This window comes from Kitasatospora sp. NPDC059599 (assembly GCF_042735125.1).
GTDB lineage: Bacteria > Actinomycetota > Actinomycetes > Streptomycetales > Streptomycetaceae > Kitasatospora.
The window spans coordinates 1-25,681 of sequence record NZ_JBHWCL010000043.1; the positions used below are offsets into that span (position 1 = coordinate 1).

The following is a 25,681-nucleotide window of genomic DNA, read 5'->3' on the forward strand; positions in this document are numbered from 1 at the left end:
CCGGGGCACCCTCCCGGAGGCCCCGGGCCCGGCCGGGGCGCGCACCGCGCCCCGGTCACCCGCCGCGTCCGAGCCGCGGCACGACCGAGCCCCCGGACCGCGAGCAGCTGCGGGCCCGGGGGCTCCGGCGTTCGGCGGCGCCCGTGGTCCCACAGAGCCACGGCCGACGGCGCCGCCGACGACGGTGAGGTCCCCCGGCCACGGGGGTGAGCCGGGGGCCCTCACCCTGGTCTACGGTCGGACCACCGTCCCGGGTTCACCATCCGCACCGTGCATCCCGTCCACACCGTCCGTCCCACCGGCCCCACGCCACCGGCCCCGCCCGGCCGGGCACGGGAACGCCGGAAGCCCCTGGCGCACGGGGGAACGGGCCAGGGGCTTCCACCCCGGACTACGGCCGACCGGCCGTCACGGGTTCAATGCCAGCACCACGTACCCCGCCAGCACCACCAGGTGCACCGCGCCCTGCAGCAGCGTCGCCCGGCGCGGGATCACCGTGAGGATGCCCAGCACGATCGTCAGGGTCAGCAGCACCATGTGTGCCGGGTCGAGGCCGAGGACGAGCGGGCCGGACAGCCAGGTCGAGGCGATCGCGACCGCCGGGATGGTGAGGCCGATGCTGGCGAGCGCCGAGCCGAGGGCGAGGTTGAGGCTGGTCTGCACCCGGTTGCGGACGGCCGCGCGCAGCGCTGCGATGGTCTCCGGCAGCAGCACCATCATGGCGATCACCACGCCGACGACGGCGTGCGGGAGCCCGGCGTCGTCGACCGCCTTCTCGATGGTCGGCGAGACGCCCTTGGCCAGGCCGACCACCGAGACCAGGGCGACGGCGAGCAGCAGCAGGCTGACCCCGGCGGCCCGGAGGGTGGGCGGGCTCGCGTGGTCGTCCTCGTCCAGCACCCGACCCTCGGGGGTGACGGCCAGGAAGTAGTCCCGGTGCCGGACGGTCTGGGTGGCGACGAACAGTCCGTAGACCACGAGCGAGGCGGTCGCCGCGTAGGCCAGCTGGGTGGTCGAGAACTGCGGGCCGGGCGAGCTGGTGGTGAAGGTCGGCAGCACCAGGCTGAGGGTCGCGAGGGTGGCGATGCAGGCGAGCGCGGCGCCGGTGCCCTCCGCGTTGAAGACCGCGGTGCGGTACTTGATCGCGGTGACCAGGATGGACAACCCGAGGATGCCGTTGCAGGTGATCATCACGGCGGCGAACACGGTGTCCCGGGCGAGGGTGGCGGACTTGTCCCCGCCGTCGGCCATCAGCGTCACGATCAGGGCGACCTCGATCACGGTGACCGCCACCGCCAGCACCAGGGATCCGAACGGCTCCCCCGACCAGTGCGCGATGACCTCGGCGTGGTGCACGGCGGCTAGCACGGCCGCGATCAGGAAGCAGGCCACCACGCCCACCACCCAGCCGGGCAGGTCCTCGTGCCAGGTCAGGGCGAGGACGACGAACGACACCACCGGAACGACGACGGTCCATTGCGCGGCCGCCGCGCGGAGCTTCGTGATCATGCCGCCGAGGATCCCAGACCGGGGGCCGGTCACCCGCGTGCCCGCGCCGGGATACGTGGGGATCTGGCACGACTCGCCCCGGTTCGCACCCTCACCCTCCGTATTCGGCCAGGTACCGGAGCACCGTGTCGACGTGCGCCCGCACCCGGTCCGGGACGCCGCCGGTCGCCTCCACGGTCTTGTCGCTGGTGCGGTAGGCGGCCGAGACGAGGGCCGGCAGGTCGCGGGTGTAGCCGGCGTGCTTGAGCTGCTGGTCCAGCCAGCAGACGTAGTTGCCCATCGCGGCGATGGCGTCGCCGGGGTCCAGGTAGGACTTGGGTCCGGCGTGGGTGGCCGCCCTGGCCCAGGCGTCGAAGACGGCGGGCGTCCACATGGCGATGCCGTACTCGCCGGTCTCCGGGCGGGCCGCGTTCGGGTCGAAGCCGCTCTCGGCCTTGAGCATCGCGGCGAGCAGCACCGGGGTGACCTCCGGTTCGGGGCAGCGCCGGGCGGCGTCGACGATCATGCCCCGGTAGGCGACCGGGACGTCCGAGCCGGCCGGGATCGCGCCGGGCAGCGGCGGCGGGCCCCGGTGGGCGCCCGGCCCGGCGGGCTCCGGTCCCCCGGTCAGCGCGAGGACGGTGACCGCGCAGGCCAGTAGGCCGGCTCCGGCCCGCACGGCGGCGCGGCGGCGACGGACCGGACGGGCGGCGGCCCGGGCGACCAGCGCGGCGAGGTCGGTGCGGGCCCGTTCCTCCCGGCCGGGCGCGAGGCAGGCGGTGACCACGGGGCACCAGCGCGCCGGCAGCGCCGCGTCCAACCGCAGCGGGGCCGCGCCGCGGGCGTACGCCTGGGCGGCCAGCGAGCGGGCCCGGGCGGTGGCGCCGAGGAAGGGGTGCAGTCCGCCGGTGAGCAGCTGGTGGGCGAGCACGCCGAAGGCCCAGACGTCGGCGCTGGGGCGCACCGCGACGCCGCGCGCGCCGGTGCGCTGGGACCACCACTCGGGCGGGACGTGGTCGGGCGAGCCCAGCGGCGGGGCGTACGCGTGGGTGCCCTCCAGTTCGGCGGTGAGGCCGAAGTCGGCGATCTTGGCGGTGCCGTCGGGCATCAGGAGGACATTGGCCGGTTTCAGGTCCCCGTGCACCCAGCCGGACCGGTGCATGTGGGTCAGCCCGGCGCAGACCTCGGCGAGGACGCGCTCGGCGCCGGGCACCGCGGTGCCGGGGCGGGCCACCGCCAGCACGTCCTGCAGGCTGCGGGCGGCGCGCTCCATCACCAGGGCGACGGTGCCGTCCAGGTCCGGGTGGTCCGGGTCCTCGACGGTGACCACGGCGACGGTGCGGATCAGGTGCGGGTGGTCGGCGCGACGGCTGAAACGCTGTTCGCTGCGGGCCATCCGGGCCACGGTCCGGCGCTGGCCCGGACTGAACCGGGCGGCGGCGAGCAGCTTGACGGCGGCCGGGGCGCCGTCCGGCCCCTCGGCGGCGTGGACGCTGCCCCAGGCGCCCGCGCCGAGGAGGGCGCCGAGCCGGTACCCGGCGATCGGGTAGCCGTCCGGCACCCGGAAGGGCCGGTCGTGCAGCCGGTGACCCCCGGGGGTCCGCTCCGGCGACGGTTCGTCCGACGGTTCGTCCCGGGGTTCGTCCCGGGGTTCGTCCGCCGGCCCCTCCGGCGGCCCCGGACCGGGCCCGGCGGCGGGCCTCACGGCCGGGTGGCCGCACGACGGGGCGGGAGCAGGGCCAGGTGCTCCTCCCGGACGAGGTCGAACCTCAGGGCCAGCGCCGCGAGTTCCTCGCGCTTGCCGCCGCCGGGGCCCTCCTCGTACGGCTCCCGCAGCCGCAGCTTGGTCTCCACCAGGTAGTCGATGTGGTAGTTCACCGCCGAGCGGGTCAGCCCGCGGCAGGACGGCAGGGCGCGCAGCCTGGCCAGCACCTCGGTCACCCCGGGGACGGCGGCCGCGGAGGGCGAGCGGAGCCGGGGCTCGCAGAGCGCGAGCAGCACCAGGAAGTACTTGGCGGTCGGGTCCAGGGCGAAGGGGCTGACGGTGCGTTCGCCGTCGGCGCCGCCGGGCCCGCCGTCCAGGTAGGCGTGCTGCGGGGCGAAGACCTTGAAGGAGGCGGGTTCGCCGAGCGCGGGCAGCAGCACCCGGGACAGTTCGAACGGTACGGGTGCGCCGAGCCGGCCGGGGGCGACCTTGACGTGCTCCCCCGCACCCTCCAGGTTCTCCACCACGTAGGTGGCGGAGGTGCTGAAGTTGGACAGCCGCCAGTAGTCCTCCGCCGCGACCACCTCGCCCGCGCGGCGGGAGACGCCCTGGTCGGGCAGCGGGATGGCGGCCGGCCGGCCGGGCTCGCCGCGCCCGAACACCGCGGCCTCGCCGGGGCCCATCCGCAGCAGGGCGGGCACTGCACCGGGCGCCATCTCGCGCCCCGGGCAGGGAAGTTGCACGATGACCGTGTCCACGCAGCCACCTCCGTGGGATCGGGTCGATGGTATCCGCCCGATTCCGCCCGGCGGCACTCCCGCCACTCGGACGGGTGAGGGACACCGCCGACCGGGATCGCCGCACCGGCGGTTGCCGCCCGATCCGGCCCCCACCGGGCGACGAAGCAGACACGGTGAGCAAAAGAATGATCAAAGAGACGGTCAAGCAGGCGGCTCCCGGAGCGTGACACCGAGGGCATCAGGACCCGCCTCGCCCCTCCGGCACCGTCCGCACCGGCACCACCCGACCGTCAGGGGGTCCGTGGCGCGACACCGGCTCCGCACGGGACGACCTGCGCTTCGCCGACCACGAACTGATCGTCCGTCAGGCCGCAAGCTGTCCGGATATCGAACACTGGGCGAACGGTTGCGGTATGTAGTTGAATGGTCACCATGAGTGTGACGCAACGCACACACGCGACGTCCACAATGTGTGCAACACTCATCCCAAGGAGTGAGATTCCCTTAAATTCCAAGGAGGTTCGCATCATGCGCACTCGGATCGCAGCTGTGTTGGTGACGGTGGCAGGGATCGCCGGACTGGCGGCGGGCCCGGCCATGGCCGCCACGGCAACGTCCGAGACCGACGCCGTGGCCTGCGCCACGGTGCTCAACCGCCCCTGCATCTCGCACCAGGCCGACGGCGAGGGCGTCGTCGGCGTCGCCCAGGTCACCGCCGACCCGGCCCAGTTGACGATCGTCAAGGTCGAGGTCCGCACCCAGGCCGCCTGGGGCAGCCCCTGGGAGACCGCGGCCTCGGCCACCACCGTGCGGATCGGCTCCGCCAAGGCCGTCACCCCGCGCGTCGTCACCACCGACCTGCGCATGATCTGCGCCACCGCCGGCCCGGCGCTGGACGCGACCAAGCAGGTCACCACCTGTACCAACCCGTTCTGATCGCGGGGCCCTCGACGGGCAGCACACGCACACGCTCCGTCCGCACGACCGGACGGTAGGCGCAGGACGAGCCGGGTCGGCGCCCCGCTCGGGGCCGGCCGCCGGGACCGCCGTTCCCGGCGGCCGGCCCTTCGGCGTCCCGCGCCGAGGGGCCCGGAGACCGGCTCCGACCAGGCCCCGGGTGGACCTGGGGCACCCGTTCACGGCAAACTGGTCTAGACCTCGGAGGTCTAGACCTCAGACGCGCCTCAGAACGGTGGACCCAGTATGGAAATCGTGATCGTCCCAGACGCCCCAGCGGCCGGCGAGCTCATCGCCGCGGCGATCACCGATCTGCTGACCGACAAGCCCGACGCCCTGCTCGGCGTGGCGACCGGCTCGACCCCGCTGCCGATCTACCAGGCCCTCGCCGCGCGGGTCGGCGACGGCCGGCTGGACGCCTCCCGGGCGCGCGTCTGCCAGCTGGACGAGTACGTCGGCCTGCCGGCCGGCCACCCGGAGTCCTACCGCTCGGTCGTGCTGCGCGAGGTCGTGGAGCCTCTCGGCCTGACCGAGGACTCCTTCCTGGGCCCGGACGGCAACGCGACGGACATCGCCGCGGCCGCCACCGCCTACGACCGGGCGCTGGCCGGGGCCGGCGGCGTCGACCTCCAGCTGCTCGGCATCGGCACGGACGGCCACATCGGCTTCAACGAGCCCTGCTCCTCGCTGGCCTCCCGGACCCGGATCAAGACCCTGACCCGGCAGACCCGCGAGGACAACGCGCGCTTCTTCGACAGCATCGACGAGGTCCCGCACCACGTCATCACCCAGGGCATCGGCACCATCCTGGAGGCCCGCCACCTGGTGCTGCTCGCCACCGGCGAGGCCAAGGCCGAAGCCGTCGCGCTCGCCGTCGAGGGCCCGCTGTCCGCCGTCGTCCCCGCCTCCGCGCTCCAGCTGCACCCGCACGCCACCGTGGTGGTCGACGAGGCCGCCGCCTCGCGCCTCAAGCTCGCCGACTACTTCCGCGACACCTACGCGGCCAAGCCGGCCTGGCAGAAGCTCTGAACGCTCCCGCACACCCGTGACGGCCGGGGCGCCGGCCACCGCTACCCCGGTGGCCGGCGCCGCGGCCCGGTCGTGGGCCCCGGCGGGCGTCAGTGCTTGCGGAGCCAGCCGGCGAAGGCCTCCAGGGCCGGACCGGGGTCGCGGCGGCCGAGGCCGATGCGGAAGCGGTCGGCCGGGGTGGGCGTCAGCTCGGAGCGGAAGATGCTCGCGGGCAGCAGGATGACGCCCGCCTGCTCGACCAGCCCGGCGCAGAAGTCCTCGACGCCGTCCGCCCCGAGGTACCGCGGGAACGCGACGCAGCCGCCGTCCGGGGCGCGCCACTCGAAGCGGTCGGCGAACTCCGCGAAGAAGGCGTCGAAGAGCGGCAGGTTCTCCGCGATGATGCCGCGGTTGCGCGCCAGGATCCGTTCGCGGGCCGTGATCGCGATCCGGGCCAGCACCTCGCTCGGCGCCGAGTTGCAGATCGTGGCGTAGTGCTTGGCCCGCTCCAGGCGGGCGCGCAACTCCCGGTCCCGGCAGGCGATCCAGCCGATCCGCAGGCCGGGCAGGCCGAGCGACTTGGAGGTGACGTTGAGCGAGAGGGCGCGCTCGGAGAGGTCGGCGGCCTGCGGGAGGGTCCGCGACGGGTCGCGCTCCAGGCCGCGGTAGACCTCGTCCGAGAAGAGTCGGATGCCGCGCCCGCCGCAGAGTTCGACGAGCCGGGCGAAGTCGGCGGCGCCGATCACCGCGCCGGTGGGGTTGTTCGGGAAGTTGACCGACACCACCCTGGTGTTCGGGCGCAGCGCCGCCTCGACCGCGTCGAGGTCCAGCGCCCAGTCCCGCCGCTCGTCCAGCGCGACGCCGGTGACCTCGCACAGGGAGAGCGGAATCGTCTCGGCGGACTGGTAGTTGGGGGTCACCACCACCGCGTGGTCGCCCGGTTCGAGCAGCACCCGCATGGCGAGGTTCAGCCCCTCCTGGGCGCCGCCGAAGCAGATCACGTCGTCCGCGTCGACCCGCTCGTACATCCCGGCGACGGCCCGGCGCAGCCCGGGGTCACCGTAGGTCTCGGTGTAGCCGAGGGCGAGGGTGTCCCAGGCCTCGCGGTCCTCGGGGCCGGCCAGGGCGAGCAGCTCGGCCATCGTCATGGTCTGGGCGTCGGAGGCGGTGAGGTGGTGGGGGGCGGTGAACTCCCAGCGGGACAGGTGGGTTTCGAGCCGGAAGTCGGGGAGCTGGGGCACGGGGCGGTTCCTTCCTGAGGCCCGCGGGGGGCTGCGGGGGGCTGCGGGGCGTGCGGTCCTGCGGGGGGTCGCGGGTCTTGCGGGGTTCAGGGCCCCGCGGGGTTCAGGGCCGCGTGGGGTTCAGGGCCGCGTGGGGTTCAGGGCCCCGCGGGGTGCTTGAGTTCGGCGAGCAGGCTGTAGGCGGTGGAGCGGGAGATCCGCAGTGCGGTGGCGACGACGGGAACGGCGCGGCGCACGGCGAACACCCCGGCCTCGTCGAGTTCGCGCAGCACGGCCAGCCGGTCCTCGCGGGTGAAGCGTTCCAGCGGACGGCCCTGCGCGCGGACGCGGCCGCCGATCACGTCGTTCATCCGCTCCGTCCAGTCCCGTTCGAAGAGCGGTTCGGGGCGTGGCGCGCTGGGTGCGGCGAAGCCGGCCAGCAGGGCGGCGGCCTGTTCCAGCGGGCCCCGGTCGAGGTTGACGCAGAGCACCGCCGTGGGCCGGCCGGCGTCGTCGCGCAGCACGGCGCTGACGGAGGAGAGCCGGCGGCCGTCGGGCAGCGACTTCTCGTACGGGCCGTAGACGTCGGGGGCGGAGGGGTCGACCTCGTCGAGTTCGCCGAGCATCGACGGGTCGCCGGGGGCGCGGGGGGTCATCGGGTTCCAGATGGCGAGCACCCGGTCGGTGGCGGGGTCGTGCAGCACCACCTCGGCGTACGGGCCGAGCAGCAGGGCCACCGCGCGGCAGACCGGGGCGAAGGTCCGCACCCGGGGGTCGGGGTTTTCCGAGGGCATGTCTGGACTGTACGTCCAGATCGGACACTTCGTCCAGCACGGTCCCGGCGCCGTCGACGGCGGAGGCCCCGCCGGGTTGCCGGCGGGGCCCGAGGTCCGTGCTCACACCCTCGTCCGGGCCGGCGCCGCGGTCCGAGGACGGACCCGGGGCGCCCGGACGGACGCGGGTGCTACTTGCAGGTGACCGTCAGCCCGAGGACGCTGGCACAACTGCGGGTGTCCCGGCTGGTGGTGGGAGCCGGGTCGGCGGGCGTGCCGGCCGAACGGGCCACGGTGACGTCCCAGTTCCGGATCGGCGAGAGCAGGCCGACCCTGGCCGAGAAGTGCCGGACGGCGGTCGCCCCCTTGGCCAGCGGTGCGGACAGCGCGCAGGTGAGCTTCCCGGCCGCGACCGTGCAGTCGGTGGAGCTCCAGGTCAGCCCGGCGGGCAGGGTGGCGGCCACGGCGGCCGCCGTCAGCGGGTCCGGCCCCTGGTTGGTCAGCGTGACCACGTAGTCGACCCGGCTGGCGAGCAGCTGGGTCACCGGGGTCGCGGTGAGCGCCACGCCCAGGTGGGCGCTGGGCGCGGTGTAGGTGAAGCGGTCGGCGGCGACGGCCGCGCTGGTGCCGCCGGGCGTGGTGACCCGGACGTCCACCGGACCGGTCACGGTGGTGGCGGGGGCGGTCGCGGTGCAGCTGGTCTTCGTGCAGCTGAACGCGGCGGCCGCACCGGCCGCACCGAAGGTCACGGCGGTGGCGCCGTTGAGGTCGGTGCCGGTGACGGTCACCGCGACGCCGCCCGTCCCGGAGCCGCCGTTCGGGGTGACCGCGGTCACGGCGGGCACCGGCAGCGGGAAGTCCAGCACCTGGACGGCGCCGCCGGTGAAGTCCGCCAGGTAGCCGTGCCGCCCGTCGGCGGTCAGCGCCAGCGCGTACGGGCTGGCACCCACCGGGACGGTCGCGGTGACGGTCCGGGCGGCGGTGTCCACCACGCTCAGCGTGTTGTCGGCGTAGTCGGACACGTACGCGGCCGAGCCGTCGGGGGCGAGGGTGACGGCGTACGGACCGGAGCCGACCGCGACGGTGCCCAGGACCGCGTTCGCCGCGGTGTCGATCACGGCGGCGGTGCTGTCGTCGCCGTCGGCGACCCAGAGCCGGCTGCCGTCGGGGCTGAGGGCGAGGCCGAAGGCGCTGTGGCCGACGGGAACGGTGGCGCTCACCGCGCTGCCCACGGTGTCGACGACGTTCACCGCCTTGTCCCCGGAGGCCGCGACGTACAGCCGCTTGCCGTCCGCCGAGACGGCCAGCCCGTGCGGCTCGGCACCGACCGGGACGGTCGCGGTGACGGTGTTCGTCGCGGTGTCCAGCACGCTCACGGTGTTGGCGGCGGCGTTGCTCACGTAGGCGCGCGCGCCGTCGGGCGACAGGGCGAGGCCCCAGGGCTGGGCGCCGACCGGGACGGTCGCGGTCACGGTGTTCGACGCGGTGTCCACGACGCTGACCGTGTTGTCCAGGTGGTGCGTCAGGTAGGCGCGGTGCCCGTCGGGCGAGACGGCGACCGCGTAGGAGCCGGAGCCGTCGGTGAAGCTGCCCGTCACCGTCCCGCTCGCGGTGTCCAGCACGCTGACGGTGCCGGTGCTCTGGCTGGTGACGTAGGCGTGGCCGCCGTCCGGCGTCAGCGCGACACCGGCCGGGTAGGGCGCCACCGGCACCTGGGCGGTGACGGTCGGCGGTGGTGCGGCGGCCCGGGCGGTGCCGGGCTGGGACAGCAGTGCGGCCGTGGCCGCGGCTATCGCGGTCACGGCCGTCAGGGTCCGGCGGGGTGCTCGGCGTGTTCTCACGGTCTCTCCGTTCGGTCGGCGGTGCGGCTGTGCGGTGGTGCCGGTGGTGCCGGTGGTGCGGGTGGTGCGGCTGTGCGGTACGTCACGTGCGGGGTCGACGGTGCCCGGCCGCACCTGCGGTACCGGGCCGCACGGGCGGTGCGGTGCGCCACGCCCGGGGCGCCGCGCCACGCGCGGGGCGGGCCCGGGGCCGCACGAAGCGTAGAAGCCGTGCTGACTGCCCGTCAGCGGGTGACCACTAATGTCGCCAACTGTTCAGATTCGACCGGTTCACCGGGGCAGCCGACGGGACCGGCCCGATCAGGGGCGTGCAGAAAATTGGAGTTGTGGAGTCGTATTCGATAGCGTTTCGAACGTGAGGCTGACCAAGAGCACCGACATCGCCCTCCGGATCGCCATGCGACTGGCGGTCCTGAAGGAGGGCGACAACCCGACCACCCGCGAGGTGGCCGAGTCGGTCGGCGTGCCCTACACCCACGCGGCGAAGGTGGTCAGCCGCCTGCAGCACCTCGGGGTGGTGGAGGCTCGGCGCGGTCGCGGCGGCGGGCTGATGCTCACCTTCGCCGGGCGGACCGGCTCGCTCGGACTGCTGCTGCGGGAGCTGGAGGGCGTCGGCGACGTGGTCGGCTGCGAGGACGACCCGCCGTGCCCGCTGCGTGCCGCGTGCCGGCTGCGCGGGGCGCTGCGCAACGCCCAGGAGGCGTTCTTCGCCACGCTCGACCCGCTCTGCATCGACGACCTGGTGGCCGCGCCCACCGGGCCGGTCCTGCTCAGCCTCACCGCACGACCGCCGGGCACTCCCGCCACCGGGTCCGCCGGCTGACCCCGCCCCACCCACCGCTCCACCCCCGCCCCACCCGACCGACCCGCCCCCAACGGGGTCGCGCGCCACCGCGCGGCCTTTAATGCGAATCTCAGATACCAGTTAGGAGCCCCACTGATGCTGTCCGCGAAGTCCGCCGAGGTCATCGAGGCCACCCTGCCCGTCGTCGGCGCCGCCATCGGCGACATCACCCCGCGCTTCTACGACCGGCTGTTCGCCGCCCACCCCGAGCTGCTGCGCGACCTCTTCAACCGGGGCAACCAGGCCAACGGCACCCAGCGCCAGGCCCTCGCCGGTTCGATAGCCGCCTTCGCCTCCGCCCTGGTCGCCCACCCGGACCAGCGCCCGGACGCGATGCTGGCCCGGATCGCCCACAAGCACGTCTCGGTCGGCATCGCCGACGACCAGTACAAGATCGTCCACGAGCACCTGTTCGCCGCCATCGTGGAGGTCCTCGGCGAGGCCGTCACCCCCGAGGTCGCCGCCGCCTGGGACGAGGTGTACTGGCTGATGGCCAACGCCCTGATGGCCGTCGAGAACCGGCTGCGCACCGAGGCCGCCGCAGGCGGTGACCCGGACGACCTGTGGCGCCCGTACACCGTGGTGGCCCGCCACCAGGAGACCGAGACCGTCACCGGCTACCTGGTCCGCCCGGCCGACGGCCGCCCCGTCCCGGCGTCCCGCCCCGGCCAGTACGTCTCCGTGCGCACCGAACTGCCCGACGGCGCCCGGCAGATCCGCCAGTACAGCCTCTCCGGCCGGGCCGACGGCGCGCTGCGCTTCAGCGTCAAGCGCGAACCGGGCGGCGAGGTCTCCGGCCACCTGCACGACCACCTGCGGGCCGGCGACACCGTCGAGCTCTCGGCCCCGATGGGCGACGTCCTCCTGGCCGACGGCGACGGCCCGGTACTGCTCGCCTCCGCCGGCATCGGCAACACCCCGATGACCGCGATGCTCGACCACCTGGCCGCCGCCGGCTCCACCCGCCGGATCGTCTCGGTGCACGGCGACCGCAACCAGCTCGACCACGCCTTCCGTGCCGACCTGGCCCGGCTGACCGCCGAGCTGCCGAACGCCACCGCCCACGTCTTCTACGAGCAGCCGCTCGGCGAGTGGCCGGCCGAGCGCACCGGACTCGTCGACCTCGCCTCCGTCGAGGTGCCGGCCGGCACCACCGCCTACCTCTGCGGCCCGCTGCCCTTCCTGCGCGCCGTCCGCGAGCAGTTGCTGACGGCGGGCGTCCCGGCCGCCGACATCCACTACGAGGTGTTCGGCCCCGACCTGTGGCTCGGCGCCTGATCACCGGCGCCCCGGCCGGATCCCCGGTCCGGGGGGCGCGGGTCCTGATCCCCCGGACCGGCGCCGCGGGTCCTGATCCCCGGGCCCGCGGCTGACTCCGGGCCCACGACGGCGAGTTCCCCCCACGGCACCGGTCCGCTCGATACGATCACGAGCGGGCCGGTGCCGCACGACTGGAGGGAGCCCGGATGCGGGTCGCGCTGTTCGCCACCTGCGTCAACGACGCGCTGTTCCCCGCCACCGCGGTCGCCACCGTGCGGCTGCTGGAACGCCTCGGCGTGACGGTGGACTTCCCCGCCGGACAGACCTGCTGCGGGCAGCCGCAGTACAACACCGGCTACCGGAGGGCCTGCGAACCGCTGGTGCGGCGCACCGCGCGGGCCTTCGCCGGGTACGACCACGTGGTCACCCCCTCCGGTTCCTGCGTCGCGATGGTGCGCGACAACTACCCGAGGCTCGGCGCCCGGGCCGCCGCCGAGGGCCGGGGCGGCGAACTGGCCGACCTCGCCGCCGACCTGGCGCCCCGGGTGTACGAGCTGACCGAGTTCCTGACCGACGTGCTCGGCGTCGAGGACGTCGGCGCGCACTTCCCGCACACCGTCACCTACCACCCCTCCTGCCACGGCCTGCGGGTGCTCGGACTGGGCGAGCGGCCGCGCCGACTGCTGCGCGCCGTCCGGGGGCTGGAGCTGGTCGAGCTGCCCGGCGCGGAGGAGTGCTGCGGATTCGGCGGCACCTTCGCGGTCAAGAACGCGGCGGTCTCGGCGGCCATGGCCGCCGACAAGATCGCGAACGCCCTCGGCACCGGCGCCCGGGTGCTGTGCGGCGCCGACAACTCCTGCCTGCTGCACCTCGACGGCACGCTGCGCCGCCGGGGCGAGGCACTGCGCCCGCTGCACCTGGCGGAGATCCTGGCCGCCACCGAGGAGCACCCCTGGAGGCCCGCGTGACCGGCACCTTCCTCGGCATGCCCGCCTTCCCCGAGGCCGCCACCCGGGCCGTCCGGGACGAACGGCTGCGCGCCAACCTGCGGCACGCCACCCACACCATCCGCGACAAGCGGGCCCGGGCGGTCGCCGAACTCGCCGACTGGGCCGAGCTGCGCGCCGCCGGGAAGGCGATCAAGGACCACACGCTGCGCCACCTCGACCGCTACCTGCTGCGGTTGGAGGAGTCCGTCACCGCGGCCGGCGGCACCGTGCACTGGGCCGCCGACGCCGCGGAGGCCAACCGGATCGTCGCCGGCCTGGTCCGGGCCACCGGGGAGACCGAGGTCGTCAAGGTCAAGTCGATGGCCACCCAGGAGATCGGGCTGAACGAGGCGCTCGCCGCCGAGGGCGTCACCGCCTACGAGACCGATCTCGCCGAACTGATCGTGCAGTTGGGCGACGACCGGCCCTCGCACATCCTGGTGCCCGCGATCCACCGCAATCGGGGCGAGATCCGGGAGGTGTTCGCCGAACGGATGGCCGACTGGGGCCGCCCGGCACCCGAGGGCCTCACCGACTCCCCCGCCGAACTCGCCGAGGCCGCCCGGCTGCACCTGCGGGAGAAGTTCCTGCGCGCCCGGGTGGCCGTCTCCGGCGCCAACTTCATGGTCGCCGAGACCGGCACCCTGGTCGTCGTCGAGTCCGAGGGCAACGGCCGGATGTGCCTCACCCTCCCGCGCACGCTGATCTCCGTGGTCGGCATCGAGAAGGTCGTGCCGACCTGGCGGGACCTGGAGGTCTTCCTCCAACTGCTGCCCCGCTCCTCCACCGCCGAGCGGATGAACCCGTACACCTCGATGTGGACGGGCACGAGCGGGGGCGACGGCCCGGAGGAGTTCCACCTGGTGCTGCTGGACAACGGCCGCACCGCCGCGCTCGCCGACGAGGTCGGCCGCCAGGCGCTGCGCTGCATCCGCTGCTCGGCCTGCCTCAACGTCTGCCCGGTGTACGAGCGGGCCGGCGGCCACGCGTACGGATCGGTGTACCCGGGGCCGATCGGCGCCATCCTGACACCCCAACTACGCGGCACCGCAAGCCCGTTGGACGCCTCGCTGCCGTTCGCCTCCTCGCTCTGCGGGGCCTGCTACGAGGTGTGCCCGGTGGCGATCGACATCCCCGAGGTACTGGTCCACCTGCGCGAGCGGGTCGCCGAGCAGGGTGGGCACCCGCTGGAGCGGGCCGCGGTGGCCGCCGCCGGGTACGTGCTGGACCACCCGGCGGCGCTCGCGGCCGCCGAACGGCTGGCCGGGCGCACCCGCGCGCTGCACCCCCGCCGGCTGCCCGGGCCCGGGCGGGCCTGGACCGACACCCGGGACCTGCCGGAGGTGCCCGCCGAACCGTTCCGCGACTGGTGGCGGAGGAACCGCACATGACCGCACGGGAGTCGATCCTCGCCCGGATCCGGACCGCGCTCGGCGACACCGCCGGGGCGGACGAGCAGCCGGTGCCCCGCGACTACCTGACCGCGCACGTGCCGCCGGACGACCCGGCGGCGCTGGTCGACCTGCTGCACCGCAACCTGGCCGACTACCGGGCCGTGGTGCACCGCTGCCACGAGGACGAACTGCCGCAGCGGATCGCCGGGTTGCTGGCCGGGCGGGGCAGCCGGGCGGTCGCCGTGCCGGACGGGCTGCCGGCCGGTTGGCTGGCGGCGGCCGCCTCCGCCGTCGAACTCGTCCCGGACCGCGGGACGCTCACCGCGGCCCGGCTCGACGCCGTCGACAGCGTGGTCACCGGCTGCGCGCTGGCCGTCGCCGAGACCGGGACGATCGTGCTGGACGCCGGTCCCGGCCAGGGGCGGCGGCTGCTCTCGCTCGTCCCCGATCACCACGTCTGCGTCGTCCGGGCGCCGGAGCAGGTCGTCGCCTCGGTGCCGCTCGCGCTGCCCCTCCTGGATCCCCGGCGGCCGCAGACCTGGATCTCGGGGCCCTCCGCGACCAGTGACATCGAACTCGACCGGGTGGAGGGGGTGCACGGCCCGCGCACCCTGGAGGTGCTGCTGGTCGACGGGGGCCTCAGGCCGGCCTGAGCTCCAGCGTGCAGCACTTGGCCCCGCCGCCGCCCTTCAGCAACTCGGAGACGTCCACCGGGATCGGCTCGTAGCCGTGCTCGGCGAGGCGGCCCGCCAGGTTCTTGGCGGTGTCCGGCAGCAGCACCCGGCGGCCGTCGGAGACCGCGTTCAGTCCGAACACCTCGGCGTCGGCGCGGTCGGCGAGGATCGCGTCCGGGTAGAGCGTGCGCAGCACCGCGCGGCCGTCGGCGTCGAAGGCCTCCGGGTAGTACATGACGTGGTCGTCGGCGAGGACGGCCAGGGCGGTGTCCAGGTGGTAGAAGCGCGGGTCGACCAGGTTCAGGCTGACCACCGGCACGCCGAACAGCTCGCCCGCCTCGGCGTGCGCGGCCCGCGTGCTGCGGAAGCCCGTCCCGGCGAGCACCCGGCCGCCCACCACCAGGTGGTCGCCCTCGCCCTCGTTGACGTGCCCGGCGCGGCGCACCTCGCGGTAGCCGTGCGCCCGGAACCAGGCCTGGTAGGCGTCCGACTCGGCGGCGCGCTCCGGGTGGCGGAAGGTCGCCACCAGGGCCCGGCCGTCCAGTACGGTCGCGCCGTTGGCGGCGTAGACCATGTCGGGCAGCCCGGGCAGCGGGTCGATCAGTTCGACGGTGTGGCCGAGCCGGCGGTAGGTCCGGCGGAGCCGCTCCCACTGGCGCAGCGCGAGCGCGGTGTCGGTGGGCCGGCCCGGGTCCATCCACGGATTGATCGCGTAGTCCACGGTGAAGTGCGTCGGACGGCACATCAGGTAGCGCCGTGGCCGCGCGGTGCGCTCCGGGGTCTGCGAGGGCATGGCTCAACCGTCCTTGGATCGCGGGAGGGACCGGGTTCCGCCGGTACGGAACGCCGCTCTGTTGCAGAGGCGGCTGCCCCGGCGGCACCGTTCGCACACCCGCGCGGGCGCCCCCGGTGGACGCACGCCCCCGCGCAACCGGCGCGAGCACCGGCGCACGGGCTCTCCCCGTCGGCTGCCGACGGGGAGAGCCGACGACGGAGCGCCCGTCCCTACCAGCGGACCGCCGTGAAGTCGACCGGCGCCGGCCGCAGCCCCCGGCAGCGCTCGGCGAGGGAGCGCAGCCGACGGTCCGCCTCCTCGGCGGGCATCCGGCGCCGGTCGCCGTGGCCGGGCAGCAGCCACTCGAAGCGGAGCACGCCCAGGGCGCGTTCCAGCGAGGCGGCCTGCTCCTCGATCGAGTACCAGGTGACGGCCTCCTGCACCTCCACGTCCCCGGTGGTGCGGGACCAGTACAGGCTGTCGCCGCTGAAGCAGTACCGCTCGTCGGCGACGAACAGCACGCTGCCGCGGGTGTGGCCGGGGAAGGGGTGGGCGACCAGCCCGGGGGTGATCTCCACCGGCCCGGTGCCGCGCAGCACCCGGTCCGCGTCGGGGGCGGCGTCGAGGTCGCCCTCGTGGATCCAGAGCCGGGCGCCGAGCCGGTCGGCGTAGCGCCGGCCGTGCGCGGCGTGGTCCTGGTGGGTGAGCAGGACGTCGGTGACCGGGCCCAGCGCGGCGTAGCGGGCGGCGAGGGCCTCGCTGTAGCGGGGCGTGTCGACCATCGCCCAGCCGCCGGGGCGGCGGCACAGGTAGGAGTTGGCGCCCGCGGTCCGGCGGGAGTTGTGGCCGAGCAGCAGCACGTCGCCGGCGTCGTCGAGCGCGAGCGGGAAGGGGTCGCCGCCGGGGTCGAGCGGACCGGTGCCGGGGCGCACGGAGCGGGTCGGGCAGGCGTGGGCGGCGGCCAGCAGTTGCCGGCGCTCGGCCGCGTCGCGCGGCTGCCGGACCAGCTCGGAGCGGCCGGCGTGCTCGCGGACCAGGTCCGGCGCGAGCTGTCGGGCGACGTCGCAGTTGGTGCAGCGGTCGTCGATGGACCAGGTCTCGGGTGCGCCGGAGCGCGTGTCGGTGGCCATGGATGCCTTCCCCCAGGAGGACGGCGGCCGGGCGGCCGCTCCCTTCGAGCATCGGCCGGGCGGGCCCGGAAGCGGTAGGGGGTACGGATCTTGTGCTTTCCGCGACACGGCGCTCCGAGCGGCGGAGAGGGGCCGATGAGCGTACGTGCTCCATCTCACGTGCCACCAGGGCCACCTACGGTGGCGTAGGTCACTTGATGAGGTGAACTATCTCTTTCATGCCGAACCTCCAGGAGACCCTTCACCTCAGTTCGTACGCCGCCCTCGGGGACAGCTTCACCGAAGGCCTGAACGACCCCGGTGTCGACGGCAGGTTCGCCGGGTGGGCCGACCGCCTGGCCGGGATCCTCGCCGACGGGCGCCCGCCGGGCGCGTTCCGCTACGCCAACCTCGCGGTGCGCGGCCGGCTGCTGGACCAGATCGCGGCCGAGCAGGTGCCGCAGGCCGAGCGCCTCCAGCCCGACCTGGCCACCTTCTGCGCCGGCGGCAACGACATCCTGCGACCCGGAAGCGACCCGGACGAGGTCGCGGAGCGCTTCGAGGCGGCCGTCGTCCGCCTCGCCGCGTCCGCCGGGACCGTGCTGATCTGCACCGGCTTCGACACCCGCGACGTCCCGCTGCTGAAGCACCTGCGCGGCAAGATCGCCACCTACAACGGACACATGCGGGCCGTCGCCGACCGCAACGGCTGCAAGGTGGCCGACCTGTGGTCGCTGCGCGCGGTGCAGGACCGGCGCGCGTGGAGCGAGGACCGACTGCACCTGTCCGGCGACGGCCACCAGCGGGTCGCCCTGCTGGCCGCGCGCTCACTGGGCCTGGCCACCGACCAGGACCCGGAGGCGCCGTGGCCGGACGCCCCCGTGCTCACGCCCGCCGACCAGCGGCGCGAGAACATCCAGTGGGCCCGCGAACACCTGATCCCGTGGGTCGGCCGACGCCTGCGCGGCGAGTCCTCCGGCGACCACGTCGAGGCCAAGCGGCCCGACCTGATGCCTCTCTGACGGACCGTCAGGCCGGTCAGGCCCGTCGTGCCGCTCCACCGGACAGCGCGGGACGCACCCTCCGCGCCGCCCGGTGGAGCAGCACGGCCCCGACCGCGCCGACCAGGTACCAGAACAGGTCCGGCGGGTTGAAGGTCGAGCCGAGGACCAGCCGGGCGAAGGTGCTGCGGCGGCCCCACGCGTCCGGCAGCCCGGTGAGCTGGAACAGCTCCACGGCCCAGCTCAGCGCGGCCGCCGCCACGCCGGCCCGGACCGGGCGCACCCGCGGAACGGCCAGCACGATCAGGGCGTACAGCAGGACGGTGTAGAGCGCGTCCCCCGCGTACTTGGCGACGTCCCCGCCCGCCACCGCCCGCACACCCAGTCCCGCGGCCACCGTCACCACCGCCGCCGCCCCTGCGGCCGCACGGGCCCGCAGATTCCCCCGAAGATCATCCACGCGCCCACGCTACCCCGGCCCGGGACGGCACCCGGACGGCACCCGGTCCGCACCCCTCACGCGCCCCTCGCGCCGCGGCCCGGGGCGGGGCGGGGCGGGGCGGGCGAGGACGCCCGACCCACCCACCGCTCCCGCGACCGCTGCCCACCGCCCCCGCGACCGCGACCGCGACCGCGACCGCCCGCGCATCTCACTCCCCCCGCAGGAACCACCGCGCGGCTCCGGACGTCACTCCCCCCGATGACACCATCCGCGCAGGTCGCGGGCGGGTGAGGACCGGAAGGGACGGGCGGGGCGCGGTGGCGCGGATGACCGAGGCAGTGGACGGGGCGGAGCCGAGAACGGCGGGAGGCCGGGGCGGCCCGGGTGTCGTGGCGCAGCGCAGCGGGGACGGCCCGGCCGGACCGGCCCGGCGCGGGTTCGCGGTGGCCGGGTTCGCGCCGGCGCAGGACGGGCAGGCCAAGGAGCGGGGCAAGGAACTGAGGCTGCGGGTGCCCCGGGAGCGGCACGCCGAGTTCGCCGCGTCCCCCGGGCGGCCGACCGCCGTGCAGGCGCTCGAAGCGTCGAACGCGGGCCGGATCGACGCGTTGGTGCCGATCAGGGTCGGGCGGATGGCCGCCACGCCGTTCGCCTTCCTGCGCGGGTCGGCCGGGCTGATGGCCGCCGACCTCGCGGGCACCCCGGTGACCGGGGTGGGCGCCCAGCTGTGCGGGGACGCGCACGCCGCCAACTTCGGCCTGTACGGCGACGCCCGCGGCCAACTGGTCATGGACATCAACGACTTCGACGAGACCGTGCACGGCCCGTGGGAGTGGGACCTGAAGCGGCTCGCCGCCAGCATGGTGCTGGCCGGCCGGGAGACCGGCGCGAGCGAGGCCACCGCGCGCGACGCCGCCGAGCACGTGGCCGGCGCGTACCGCCGGACCATGCGCACCCTCGCCAAGCTGCCCGCGCTGGACGCCTGGAACGCCGTCGCCGACGAGCAGTTGGTCTCCTTCGCCGAGGCGCACGACCTCGCGGACGTGCTGCGCAAGGTCGGCGCCAAGGCGCTCGGCAACACCAGCGCCAAGTTCGCCGCCCGCAGCACCTCCCGCACCGCGGACGGCGGGTGGCGGTTCGCGGCCGCCCCGCCGGTGCTCACCGAGGTGACCGACGCGACCGCCCGGGCGGTCGCCCACGCGCTCGGCCCGTACGTGGAGACGGTGCCCGCCGAGGTGCGCACCCTGCTGTCCCGGTACCGGGTGCAGGACGTGGCGTTCCGGGTCGTCGGCACCGGCAGCGTCGGCACCCGCTCGTACGTGGTGCTGCTCACCGACCACCAGGACCAGCCGCTGGTGCTGCAGGTGAAGGAGGCTCGCCCGTCGGTCCTGCTGCCCCACCTGCCGCAGCCGGCGCAGCCGGCGCAGGACGGCCACGAGGGCCGCCGGGTCGTCCTCGGCCAGAAGCACATGCAGGTGGTCAGCGACACCCTGCTGGGCTGGACGACCGTCGACGGACTCCCCTACCAGGTGCGCCAGTTCCGCAACCGCAAGGGCAGTGTCGACCCGGCCGCGCTGAAGCCGGGCCAGCTCGACGACTACGCGCGGATCACCGGCGCCCTGCTCGCCCGGGCGCACGCGCACACCGCCGACCCGGGGCTGCTGGCGGGGTACTGCGGCAAGGGCGAGGCACTGGACGAGGCGGTCGCGGCCTTCGCCGTCGCCTACGCGGACCGCACCGAGGCGGACCACGCCGATCTGCTCACCGCGGTGCGCAGCGGGCGGCTGGCCGCCGAACACGGCGTCTGATCCCCGGCCCGCGCAGCGCCCTGAGCGCCCTGAGCGTCCTCAGCGCTCTCAGCGTCCTCAGCGGGCCAGGAACGGCGCCACCACGGCGACGAACTCCCCGGGCCGGGCACCGTGCACCAGGTGCCCGGCCTCGACGGTGACGAGCCGGCAGTCCGGGATCAGCCGGGCGAGTTCGGCGATCCGCTCCTGGGGGATGTGACTCGCCGGCCCGCCGGCGACCGCCAGGGTGCGGGCGGTGATCCGCGTCAGCCCCTCCCGCCAGGCCGGATCGGGGTCGTCCAGCTGGGCCCGGACGGCCCTGACCATCGTCCAGTCGAAGTGGACGCTCCCGTCCGGCTCGTCCGGCAGCGCGCTCGCGGGGCGCGGGTACAGCGCCGGGATGTCCTCCAGGACCAGCCGGTCGATCCGCTCCGGCTCGGCCTGGGCGAGGAGGAACGCGACGGCGCCGCCCATCGAGTGGCCGACCAGGTCGACGCGCTCCAGCCCGAGCACGTCGAGGAAGGCCAGCACGTCGTCCCGCATCGCCTGCAGGCTGTAGGAACCGGGCCGACCGCTGTCGCCGTGGCCGCGCAGGTCGAGCGCGAACACCCGGTGACCCGGCGCGAGCCCGGGCAGGACGACGTCCCAGTCGGCGGCGCGCTCGCCGAGGGCGTGCAGCAGCACCAGCGGCGGCCCTCCGGCGGGCCCGCTCTCACGGTAGGCGAGCGTCACTCCGGGCAGGTCCACGGTCCGTACATCGGTCATGCCGACCACCGTACGGCCCCCGGTCCCGCCCGTGGCCGGGTGTTCGCCCTCGGCTCAGCCGCTGGTCGGGCGCGGTGCCGGGCGCGGTGCCGGGCGCGCGGACCCACCCGGGCGGGTCGATCGACAGGGCGGGTACCCCGGTCTCGGCGAATCCGGCGCGCGGTCCGCTGCCCATCCACCTGACACCGTCGGCGATCTTGAGGAGGCCGACGGCGACCGTCCTGAGCGCACCGCTCGGCGGGTTGCGGACCCGCTACGGCACCCGGGTGCCCTTCGGCAGGTCGAGCTCCGCCCAGACGGCCTTCCCGAAGGCGGTCCGGCAGGCCCCCCAGCGACGGCACAGGACGTTGATCAGTTGCAGTCCGCGCCCACCCTCGTCGCTCAGCGAGGCGTGCTGGATCTGCGGCAGGTCCGGGCCCCGGTCGGACACCTCGATCACCAGGCGGTCATGCCGGAGCAGCCGCAGCGGCCCGATGGCGCGGCCGTGGCGCAGGGCGTTGCCGGCCATCTCGCTGACCACCAGTTCCGCCGCGTCGACCAGGTCGGTCAGCCCCCATCCGGCCAACTGGTTCCGGACCAGGCGGCGGGCGGCGCCGGCGGCCGAGGGGTCCGCCGGGAGGTCCCACACCCGGACCTCGGCGGCCGCCCTACCGTCGAGCGCGTCGGCGACCACCAGAACCGCGTCGTCGTACCGGCCGACCGGCACCAGTTCCGCTGCCTCGGGCCCGGGGCGGGCCCGGAGCACCGGGCCGGCCTCCCGGCGCAGCCGCTCCAGGTCGTCCGCGAGGTCCCCGCGGCGCGTCTTGGCCAGCCCGTCGGTGTACAGCAGGAGCCGGGCCCCGCCGGGCAGGATGATCCGGGTCCCGTCGTAGGGGATCGTCCCGGCGCCGATCGGGCCCCCCACCGGCAGGTCGACGAAGCGCGCGGGGCCGTCCGGGCCGACCAGGACCGGCGGCACGTGCCCGGCCGAAGCGAGCGCGCAGCTGCCGTCGGCCGGATCGTAGACGGCGCACAGGCAGCTGGCGACCTGCTCCTCGTCGAGGTCGCGGGCCGCCAGGTCGAGTCGGGCGAGCACCCGCTCGGGGACCGTGTCCAGGGCCAGCAGGATGCGGGCGGCGCCGCGCAGGCGGCCCATCGTGGCGGCCGCGGGCAGGCCGCCGCCGAGGACGTCGCCGACCACCAGGGCGCTGCGGCCGCCCGGCAGCGCCACGACGTCGAACCAGTCGCCGCCCGCGACCCGGCCGTCCAACGCCGGCAGGTAGCCGCAGTGCACGTCCAGTCCCGGGGTCGGCGGGGACTCGCGCGGCAGCAAGCTCCGCTGCAGGGTGACGACCGTGTCCCGCTCCCGCTGGTAGAGGCGGGCGTTGTCGATGGACAGGGCGGCCCGTCCGAGCAGTTCCGTCACGAGCGCGAGATCCGCCCGGTCGAATCCGGGCCGGTCGCCGGAGCGGACGAAGTCGGCGATCCCCAACAGCACACCGCGGGCAATCACGGGAACCACCAGGTAGCTGTGCACACCGGCGGCGGCCAGCTGCGCGGCACCGCTCCGGGTGGAGGCGATCCGCAGGTAGTCGTCCGGGGTCGTCCTGCTGACCATGACCGGTTCGCCGGTCACCAGGGCGTCCCTGGAGTAGCTGGGCCCGAGCAGGCTGGGGCTGCCGACCGGATCGGCCTCGATCACGCGCACGCTCGGTATCCAGGCGATTGCCATCGCGCGCAGCGCGGGCCGCTCCGGCTCCTGCCACCGCTCGGTCTCCTCGCCCCGCAGCACCGTTTCGAGGAGGTCGACCGCCGCCCCGTCGGCGAACCGCGGCACGGTGAAGTCGGCCAGCTCCTGCGCGGTGCGCTTCAGGTCCAGCGTGGTGCCGATCTGTCGCCCCGCCTCGTTCAGCCAGGACAGGTCGGCCGGCAGCCGCTCGGATCCGGCCCCGCTGCACGGAGTACCGCCGCCGCCCGGAAATCGCGGTTCGGCCATGGCCTCCGCCTGTCTTGTGCAGTCCGGCCGTCCCCACCAGCCTCGCACGGGACGTGGCCGGTTGCACGGCGCGGCCGCCCGGCCGCCCCGGGGAGCGGCGGCTCGGGGCAGCCGTGGCCCCCGGGGCCGCTGCGTGGTCCGGCGCGGGACCGTGGCGGCCGGGGAAATTCCTCGGTCGAACGTGGGCACAGGGGCTCCCGGCACGGGTGGCGGCTTGCGGACCGGCCCGGGGCGGTCCGGCCCGGGGCGGTCCGCCGGCACCGACCGGCTCACGGAGACTCGACACCGGCCTGCGCGCGAGCGGCTGTGCCGAGGACTTCGATGCCTCCTCCGGGGCGGGGTGAGCGGGCCGAAGTCGGGGAGGGCACGGCGCAGCAGCCGGAGTGCGCGGTCGGTGTTGCCCTGGCCGGCGGCGGAACCGAGGCGGATCTCGGCGAAGCCGGGGCCGCGCCGGTCGCCGAGGGCAGCGCAGAGCCAGGTCCTGTCCGGGTGGGTTCGGGTTCGGCGGGGGCGTCCTGCCCGGCCTCGTGCAGGATCGCGCCGATTCCGGCCGTGCACCGGGCGATGCGGCCGATTCGCGACGGCGGCGGGCGATGCGGCCGATTCGCGACGGCGGCGGGCGACGGCAGGACCACCCGCCGACGCCCGGCCGGGTTCAGTCGCGGACGGGAGTCCGCCGACGGGTCGGCGTGACCGGCCGGTCCTCGGGCTGCTCCCGTGCGGTGGCGCGGCCCGCGAGGACCGAGGCCAGGACGGCGAGTGCGGCCACCGCCGCGCAGACCGTGCTGGCGGCGAGGTAGGCGGAGCGGTGCCCGCCCCCGCCGGCGGTCTCCCGCAGGTACACGCCGGACAGCGCCGAGACCGCGACCGCCGCCGCGATCCGCTGTGCCATCTGCAGGATCGCCCCGCTCACCCCGGCCGCCTCGGCGGGAGCGTGACGCAGCACGTACGCCTGGTTGGTGGACGCCATCAGGCCGATCGACGCACCGCCGAGGAGCTGGAGCAGCGCCAGCAGCCAGGGCAGCACGGCGGCGGACGCCCAGTGCGCGACCAGTCCGGCGGCGAGCATGGTCAGGGCCGACCCGGTCATGCCGACGGTGACGGTGCGCCGGCCGAAGCGCTGGACGACCCGCCAGGCGAGCGCGGAGGCGACGCCCATGGCGACGGCGGACGGCAGCGCGACCAGCGCGGCGCCCATCGGGGAGAGCCCGAGGCCGTCCTGGAGGAACATCGTCAGCACCAGCGAGGCGGCCAGCGACGAGCCGAACTGGGCCATCGCCGTCACCGTGCCGAGCGCGTACGGCGCGGAGCGGGTGAGCGCGGGGTGGATCAGCGGGTGGCCGCCGGCCCGGGCGTAGCGGCGCTGCCACCACACGAGCGCGCCGAGCAGCAGGAGCGCGGCGGCCGCGAAGGCCGACCAGCCGGCCCGGCCCGGCGGCCGGACGAAGGGCAGCATCAGGACCAGGGTGAGCGCGCCGACCAGCAGCAGGCCGACCGGGTCGAGGTTCGCCTGCCGGGCACTCGGCCGGGGCCGGGGCAGGTGACGGACCGCCAGGGCGAGGGTGGCCAGGCCGAACGGCAGGTTGAGCAGGAAGGTCAGCCGCCAGCCGAGCCCCGGGCCGGCCGCCGCCAGCACCGCACCGCCGATCGGCGGGCCGAGGGCGAAGGCGAGGCCGCCGGTGACGGCGTACATACCGAGGGCGCGGGCCCGCAACTGGCCGTCGAAGACGTCCTGGAGGGTGCCGATCATCTGGGAGTTGACCAGGCCCGCGCCCGCCCCCTGGACCAGCCGGGCCGCGATCAGCACCCCGGGCTCGGTGGCCGTCGCGGAGACCAGGCCGACCAGGGTGAACAGGGCGAGCCCGGCGACGAAGAACCACTTGCGGCCCTTGACGTCACCGAGCCGCCCACCGGGTATCAGCGCCAGGCCGAAGGCGAGCGAGTACCCGGCGACGATCCACTGCAGGTCGGCGGGCCCGGCGTGCAGGGTGCCGCGCAGGGCGGGTATCGAGGTGTTGAGCACGGACTGGTCGAGCAGCGTCGTGAAGCCGCCCGCGACGCAGACCAGCAGGACGCGGCGCCCGGCCGCGTCGAACCGCTCCTTCGCCGGCGGGCCGTCGGCGGCGCTCACGGCTCGACCACCACCAGGGCGTACCGGGCGTCGCCGGGGCCGAGGCTGCGGAAGCGGCTCGTCCCCGCGACGTAGCGCAGGCAGTCGCCCGGGGTGAGCAGCTGCGCCTCACCGTCCGCCGTCAGCTCCAACGCGCCCTCGAACAGCCAGAGGTGGTGCTCCCGGCCGGGCACGCAGGCTCGGTCGTACGCGATGTCGGCGCCCGCGGGCAGCCGACCCTCGACGATCTCCGCCCGCAGCGAGCCGTGCGGCGGGGACACCGACCGCCGCACGAAGCCGGTGGTCTCGTCCCGCCACACCTGCTGTTCTCCGGCCCGCACCAGCCGGGCCGGGCCGGCTGCCTCCACCTCGGCGAGCAGCCGCGACATCGTCCGGCCGTACACGGCGCACAGCCGCCCGAGCAGCGCCGCCGTCGGACTGACCTCCGCCCGCTCCACCCGCGACAGCGTCGACCGGCTGACGTCCGCCAGCCGGGCCAACTCCTCCAAGGTCCACCCGCGTTCGAGCCTCAGCTCGGCGAGCCGCTGCGCCAGGCGCTCGTCGGCGGCCGTATCGATTCCCATATTCGCGATGCTATCCCGGATACGGGATCCACTCCGGGATCCCCTGCGGGCGCCGGGACGGGCGACGTCGCGGGGCGGACGACGTCGCGGGGCGGGTGACGTCGTGGGGCGGCTGGGTTCGGGGCGGGCGACGTTGCGGGGCGGCTGGGTTCGGGGCGGGTGACGGCTGTCCGAGCGGCGCCCTCCCGTACTCCCGCCCGTGAGCCGGGCCCCGGACGGTGCCCAGCTTTGTGGCTTCGACCA

The 25,681-nt window shown here is 75.3% G+C and carries 22 protein-coding genes; 9 read left to right on the forward strand and 13 right to left on the reverse strand.

What is annotated here, in order from left to right:
* Nucleotides 1–408: 408 nt before the first annotated feature.
* The 3 genes from ACFV04_RS17295 to ACFV04_RS17305 form a co-directional block, all read right to left on the reverse strand.
* On the reverse strand, nt 409–1,509 hold the full coding sequence (locus ACFV04_RS17295) for a calcium:proton antiporter (RefSeq protein ID WP_380347910.1): 1,101 nt from the start codon (nt 1,507–1,509) through the stop codon (nt 409–411).
* A 91-nt stretch (nt 1,510–1,600) separates the two neighbouring features.
* Nucleotides 1,601–3,049 (reverse strand): serine/threonine-protein kinase, encoded by a 1,449-nt coding sequence (locus ACFV04_RS17300; RefSeq protein ID WP_380529859.1) that lies wholly within the window; start codon nt 3,047–3,049, stop codon nt 1,601–1,603.
* A gap of 140 nt (nt 3,050–3,189) precedes the next feature.
* Nucleotides 3,190–3,951, reverse strand: coding sequence for a serine/threonine protein kinase (locus tag ACFV04_RS17305; protein WP_380529860.1), 762 nt, complete (start codon nt 3,949–3,951; stop codon nt 3,190–3,192).
* 510 nt (nt 3,952–4,461) lie between these two features.
* Between ACFV04_RS17305 and ACFV04_RS17310 the strand changes: the two genes are divergently transcribed.
* Both ACFV04_RS17310 and nagB read left to right on the forward strand, forming a co-directional pair.
* The gene (locus ACFV04_RS17310; protein ID WP_360267759.1) at nt 4,462–4,869 is read left to right on the forward strand and encodes a hypothetical protein; all 408 of its coding nucleotides are present in this window, start codon (nt 4,462–4,464) and stop codon (nt 4,867–4,869) included.
* Nucleotides 4,870–5,136: 267 nt separating this feature from the next.
* On the forward strand, nt 5,137–5,919 hold the full coding sequence (nagB, locus tag ACFV04_RS17315; protein ID WP_360267757.1) for a glucosamine-6-phosphate deaminase: 783 nt from the start codon (nt 5,137–5,139) through the stop codon (nt 5,917–5,919).
* An 89-nt stretch (nt 5,920–6,008) separates the two neighbouring features.
* Here nagB and ACFV04_RS17320 read toward each other — a convergent pair whose 3' ends face one another.
* From ACFV04_RS17320 to ACFV04_RS17330, 3 genes are all read right to left on the reverse strand, one after another.
* Complete coding sequence (locus ACFV04_RS17320; protein ID WP_380529862.1) at nt 6,009–7,139, reverse strand: aminotransferase class I/II-fold pyridoxal phosphate-dependent enzyme; 1,131 nt, start codon at nt 7,137–7,139, stop codon at nt 6,009–6,011.
* A 137-nt stretch (nt 7,140–7,276) separates the two neighbouring features.
* Nucleotides 7,277–7,912 (reverse strand): transcriptional regulator, encoded by a 636-nt coding sequence (locus ACFV04_RS17325; RefSeq protein ID WP_380347900.1) that lies wholly within the window; start codon nt 7,910–7,912, stop codon nt 7,277–7,279.
* A 170-nt stretch (nt 7,913–8,082) separates the two neighbouring features.
* Nucleotides 8,083–9,693 (reverse strand): beta-propeller fold lactonase family protein, encoded by a 1,611-nt coding sequence (locus ACFV04_RS17330; protein WP_380529864.1) that lies wholly within the window; start codon nt 9,691–9,693, stop codon nt 8,083–8,085.
* A 394-nt stretch (nt 9,694–10,087) separates the two neighbouring features.
* Here ACFV04_RS17330 and ACFV04_RS17335 point away from each other — a divergent pair, with 394 nt between their 5' ends.
* The 5 genes from ACFV04_RS17335 to ACFV04_RS17355 all read left to right on the forward strand — a co-directional run bounded on the left by ACFV04_RS17335 (nt 10,088) and on the right by ACFV04_RS17355 (nt 14,872).
* Nucleotides 10,088–10,555, forward strand: coding sequence for an RrF2 family transcriptional regulator (locus ACFV04_RS17335; protein WP_380347896.1), 468 nt, complete (start codon nt 10,088–10,090; stop codon nt 10,553–10,555).
* A 117-nt stretch (nt 10,556–10,672) separates the two neighbouring features.
* On the forward strand, nt 10,673–11,854 hold the full coding sequence (locus ACFV04_RS17340; protein WP_380529866.1) for a globin domain-containing protein: 1,182 nt from the start codon (nt 10,673–10,675) through the stop codon (nt 11,852–11,854).
* 188 nt (nt 11,855–12,042) lie between these two features.
* A complete protein-coding gene (locus ACFV04_RS17345; protein ID WP_380529867.1) occupies nt 12,043–12,804 on the forward strand; it encodes a (Fe-S)-binding protein in 762 nt (253 codons plus the stop codon).
* Nucleotides 12,801–14,216, forward strand: coding sequence for a lactate utilization protein B (locus tag ACFV04_RS17350; RefSeq protein WP_380529869.1), 1,416 nt, complete (start codon nt 12,801–12,803; stop codon nt 14,214–14,216). Before ACFV04_RS17345 ends, ACFV04_RS17350 begins: the two co-directional genes overlap by 4 nt.
* The gene (locus ACFV04_RS17355; protein WP_380529870.1) at nt 14,213–14,872 is read left to right on the forward strand and encodes a lactate utilization protein C; all 660 of its coding nucleotides are present in this window, start codon (nt 14,213–14,215) and stop codon (nt 14,870–14,872) included. The genes ACFV04_RS17350 and ACFV04_RS17355 overlap by 4 nt, the downstream gene beginning before the upstream one ends.
* On the opposite strand, the gene ddaH is transcribed toward ACFV04_RS17355, so the two are convergent.
* On the reverse strand, nt 14,859–15,686 hold the full coding sequence (gene ddaH / locus ACFV04_RS17360) for a dimethylargininase (protein WP_380347886.1): 828 nt from the start codon (nt 15,684–15,686) through the stop codon (nt 14,859–14,861). The two genes, ACFV04_RS17355 and ddaH, sit on opposite strands and share 14 nt — an antisense overlap.
* A gap of 212 nt (nt 15,687–15,898) precedes the next feature.
* Nucleotides 15,899–16,798 (reverse strand): MBL fold metallo-hydrolase, encoded by a 900-nt coding sequence (locus tag ACFV04_RS17365; protein WP_380347884.1) that lies wholly within the window; start codon nt 16,796–16,798, stop codon nt 15,899–15,901.
* 218 nt (nt 16,799–17,016) lie between these two features.
* On the opposite strand from ACFV04_RS17365, the gene ACFV04_RS17370 reads away from it, so the two are divergent.
* Nucleotides 17,017–17,799: an SGNH/GDSL hydrolase family protein gene (locus ACFV04_RS17370; protein ID WP_380347882.1), complete on the forward strand. Its 783-nt coding sequence runs from the start codon at nt 17,017–17,019 to the stop codon at nt 17,797–17,799.
* Nucleotides 17,800–17,815: 16 nt separating this feature from the next.
* Here ACFV04_RS17370 and ACFV04_RS17375 read toward each other — a convergent pair whose 3' ends face one another.
* The gene (locus ACFV04_RS17375; RefSeq protein WP_380347880.1) at nt 17,816–18,238 is read right to left on the reverse strand and encodes a DUF2809 domain-containing protein; all 423 of its coding nucleotides are present in this window, start codon (nt 18,236–18,238) and stop codon (nt 17,816–17,818) included.
* A 308-nt stretch (nt 18,239–18,546) separates the two neighbouring features.
* Here ACFV04_RS17375 and ACFV04_RS17380 point away from each other — a divergent pair, with 308 nt between their 5' ends.
* Nucleotides 18,547–20,025 (forward strand): DUF2252 domain-containing protein, encoded by a 1,479-nt coding sequence (locus tag ACFV04_RS17380; protein WP_380529873.1) that lies wholly within the window; start codon nt 18,547–18,549, stop codon nt 20,023–20,025.
* 57 nt (nt 20,026–20,082) lie between these two features.
* Here ACFV04_RS17380 and ACFV04_RS17385 read toward each other — a convergent pair whose 3' ends face one another.
* The 4 genes from ACFV04_RS17385 to ACFV04_RS17400 form a co-directional block, all read right to left on the reverse strand.
* Entirely contained in the window at nt 20,083–20,769 is a 687-nt protein-coding gene (locus ACFV04_RS17385; protein ID WP_380529875.1) for an alpha/beta fold hydrolase, read from the reverse strand.
* A 253-nt stretch (nt 20,770–21,022) separates the two neighbouring features.
* Nucleotides 21,023–22,744, reverse strand: a complete 1,722-nt coding sequence (locus ACFV04_RS17390) for a SpoIIE family protein phosphatase (protein ID WP_380347874.1) — start codon at nt 22,742–22,744, stop codon at nt 21,023–21,025.
* A gap of 655 nt (nt 22,745–23,399) precedes the next feature.
* Nucleotides 23,400–24,875, reverse strand: a complete 1,476-nt coding sequence (locus tag ACFV04_RS17395) for an MFS transporter (RefSeq protein ID WP_380529876.1) — start codon at nt 24,873–24,875, stop codon at nt 23,400–23,402.
* Nucleotides 24,872–25,438: a helix-turn-helix domain-containing protein gene (locus ACFV04_RS17400; RefSeq protein WP_380529878.1), complete on the reverse strand. Its 567-nt coding sequence runs from the start codon at nt 25,436–25,438 to the stop codon at nt 24,872–24,874. The genes ACFV04_RS17395 and ACFV04_RS17400 overlap by 4 nt, the downstream gene beginning before the upstream one ends.
* Between the last annotated feature and the right edge of the window lie 243 nt (nt 25,439–25,681).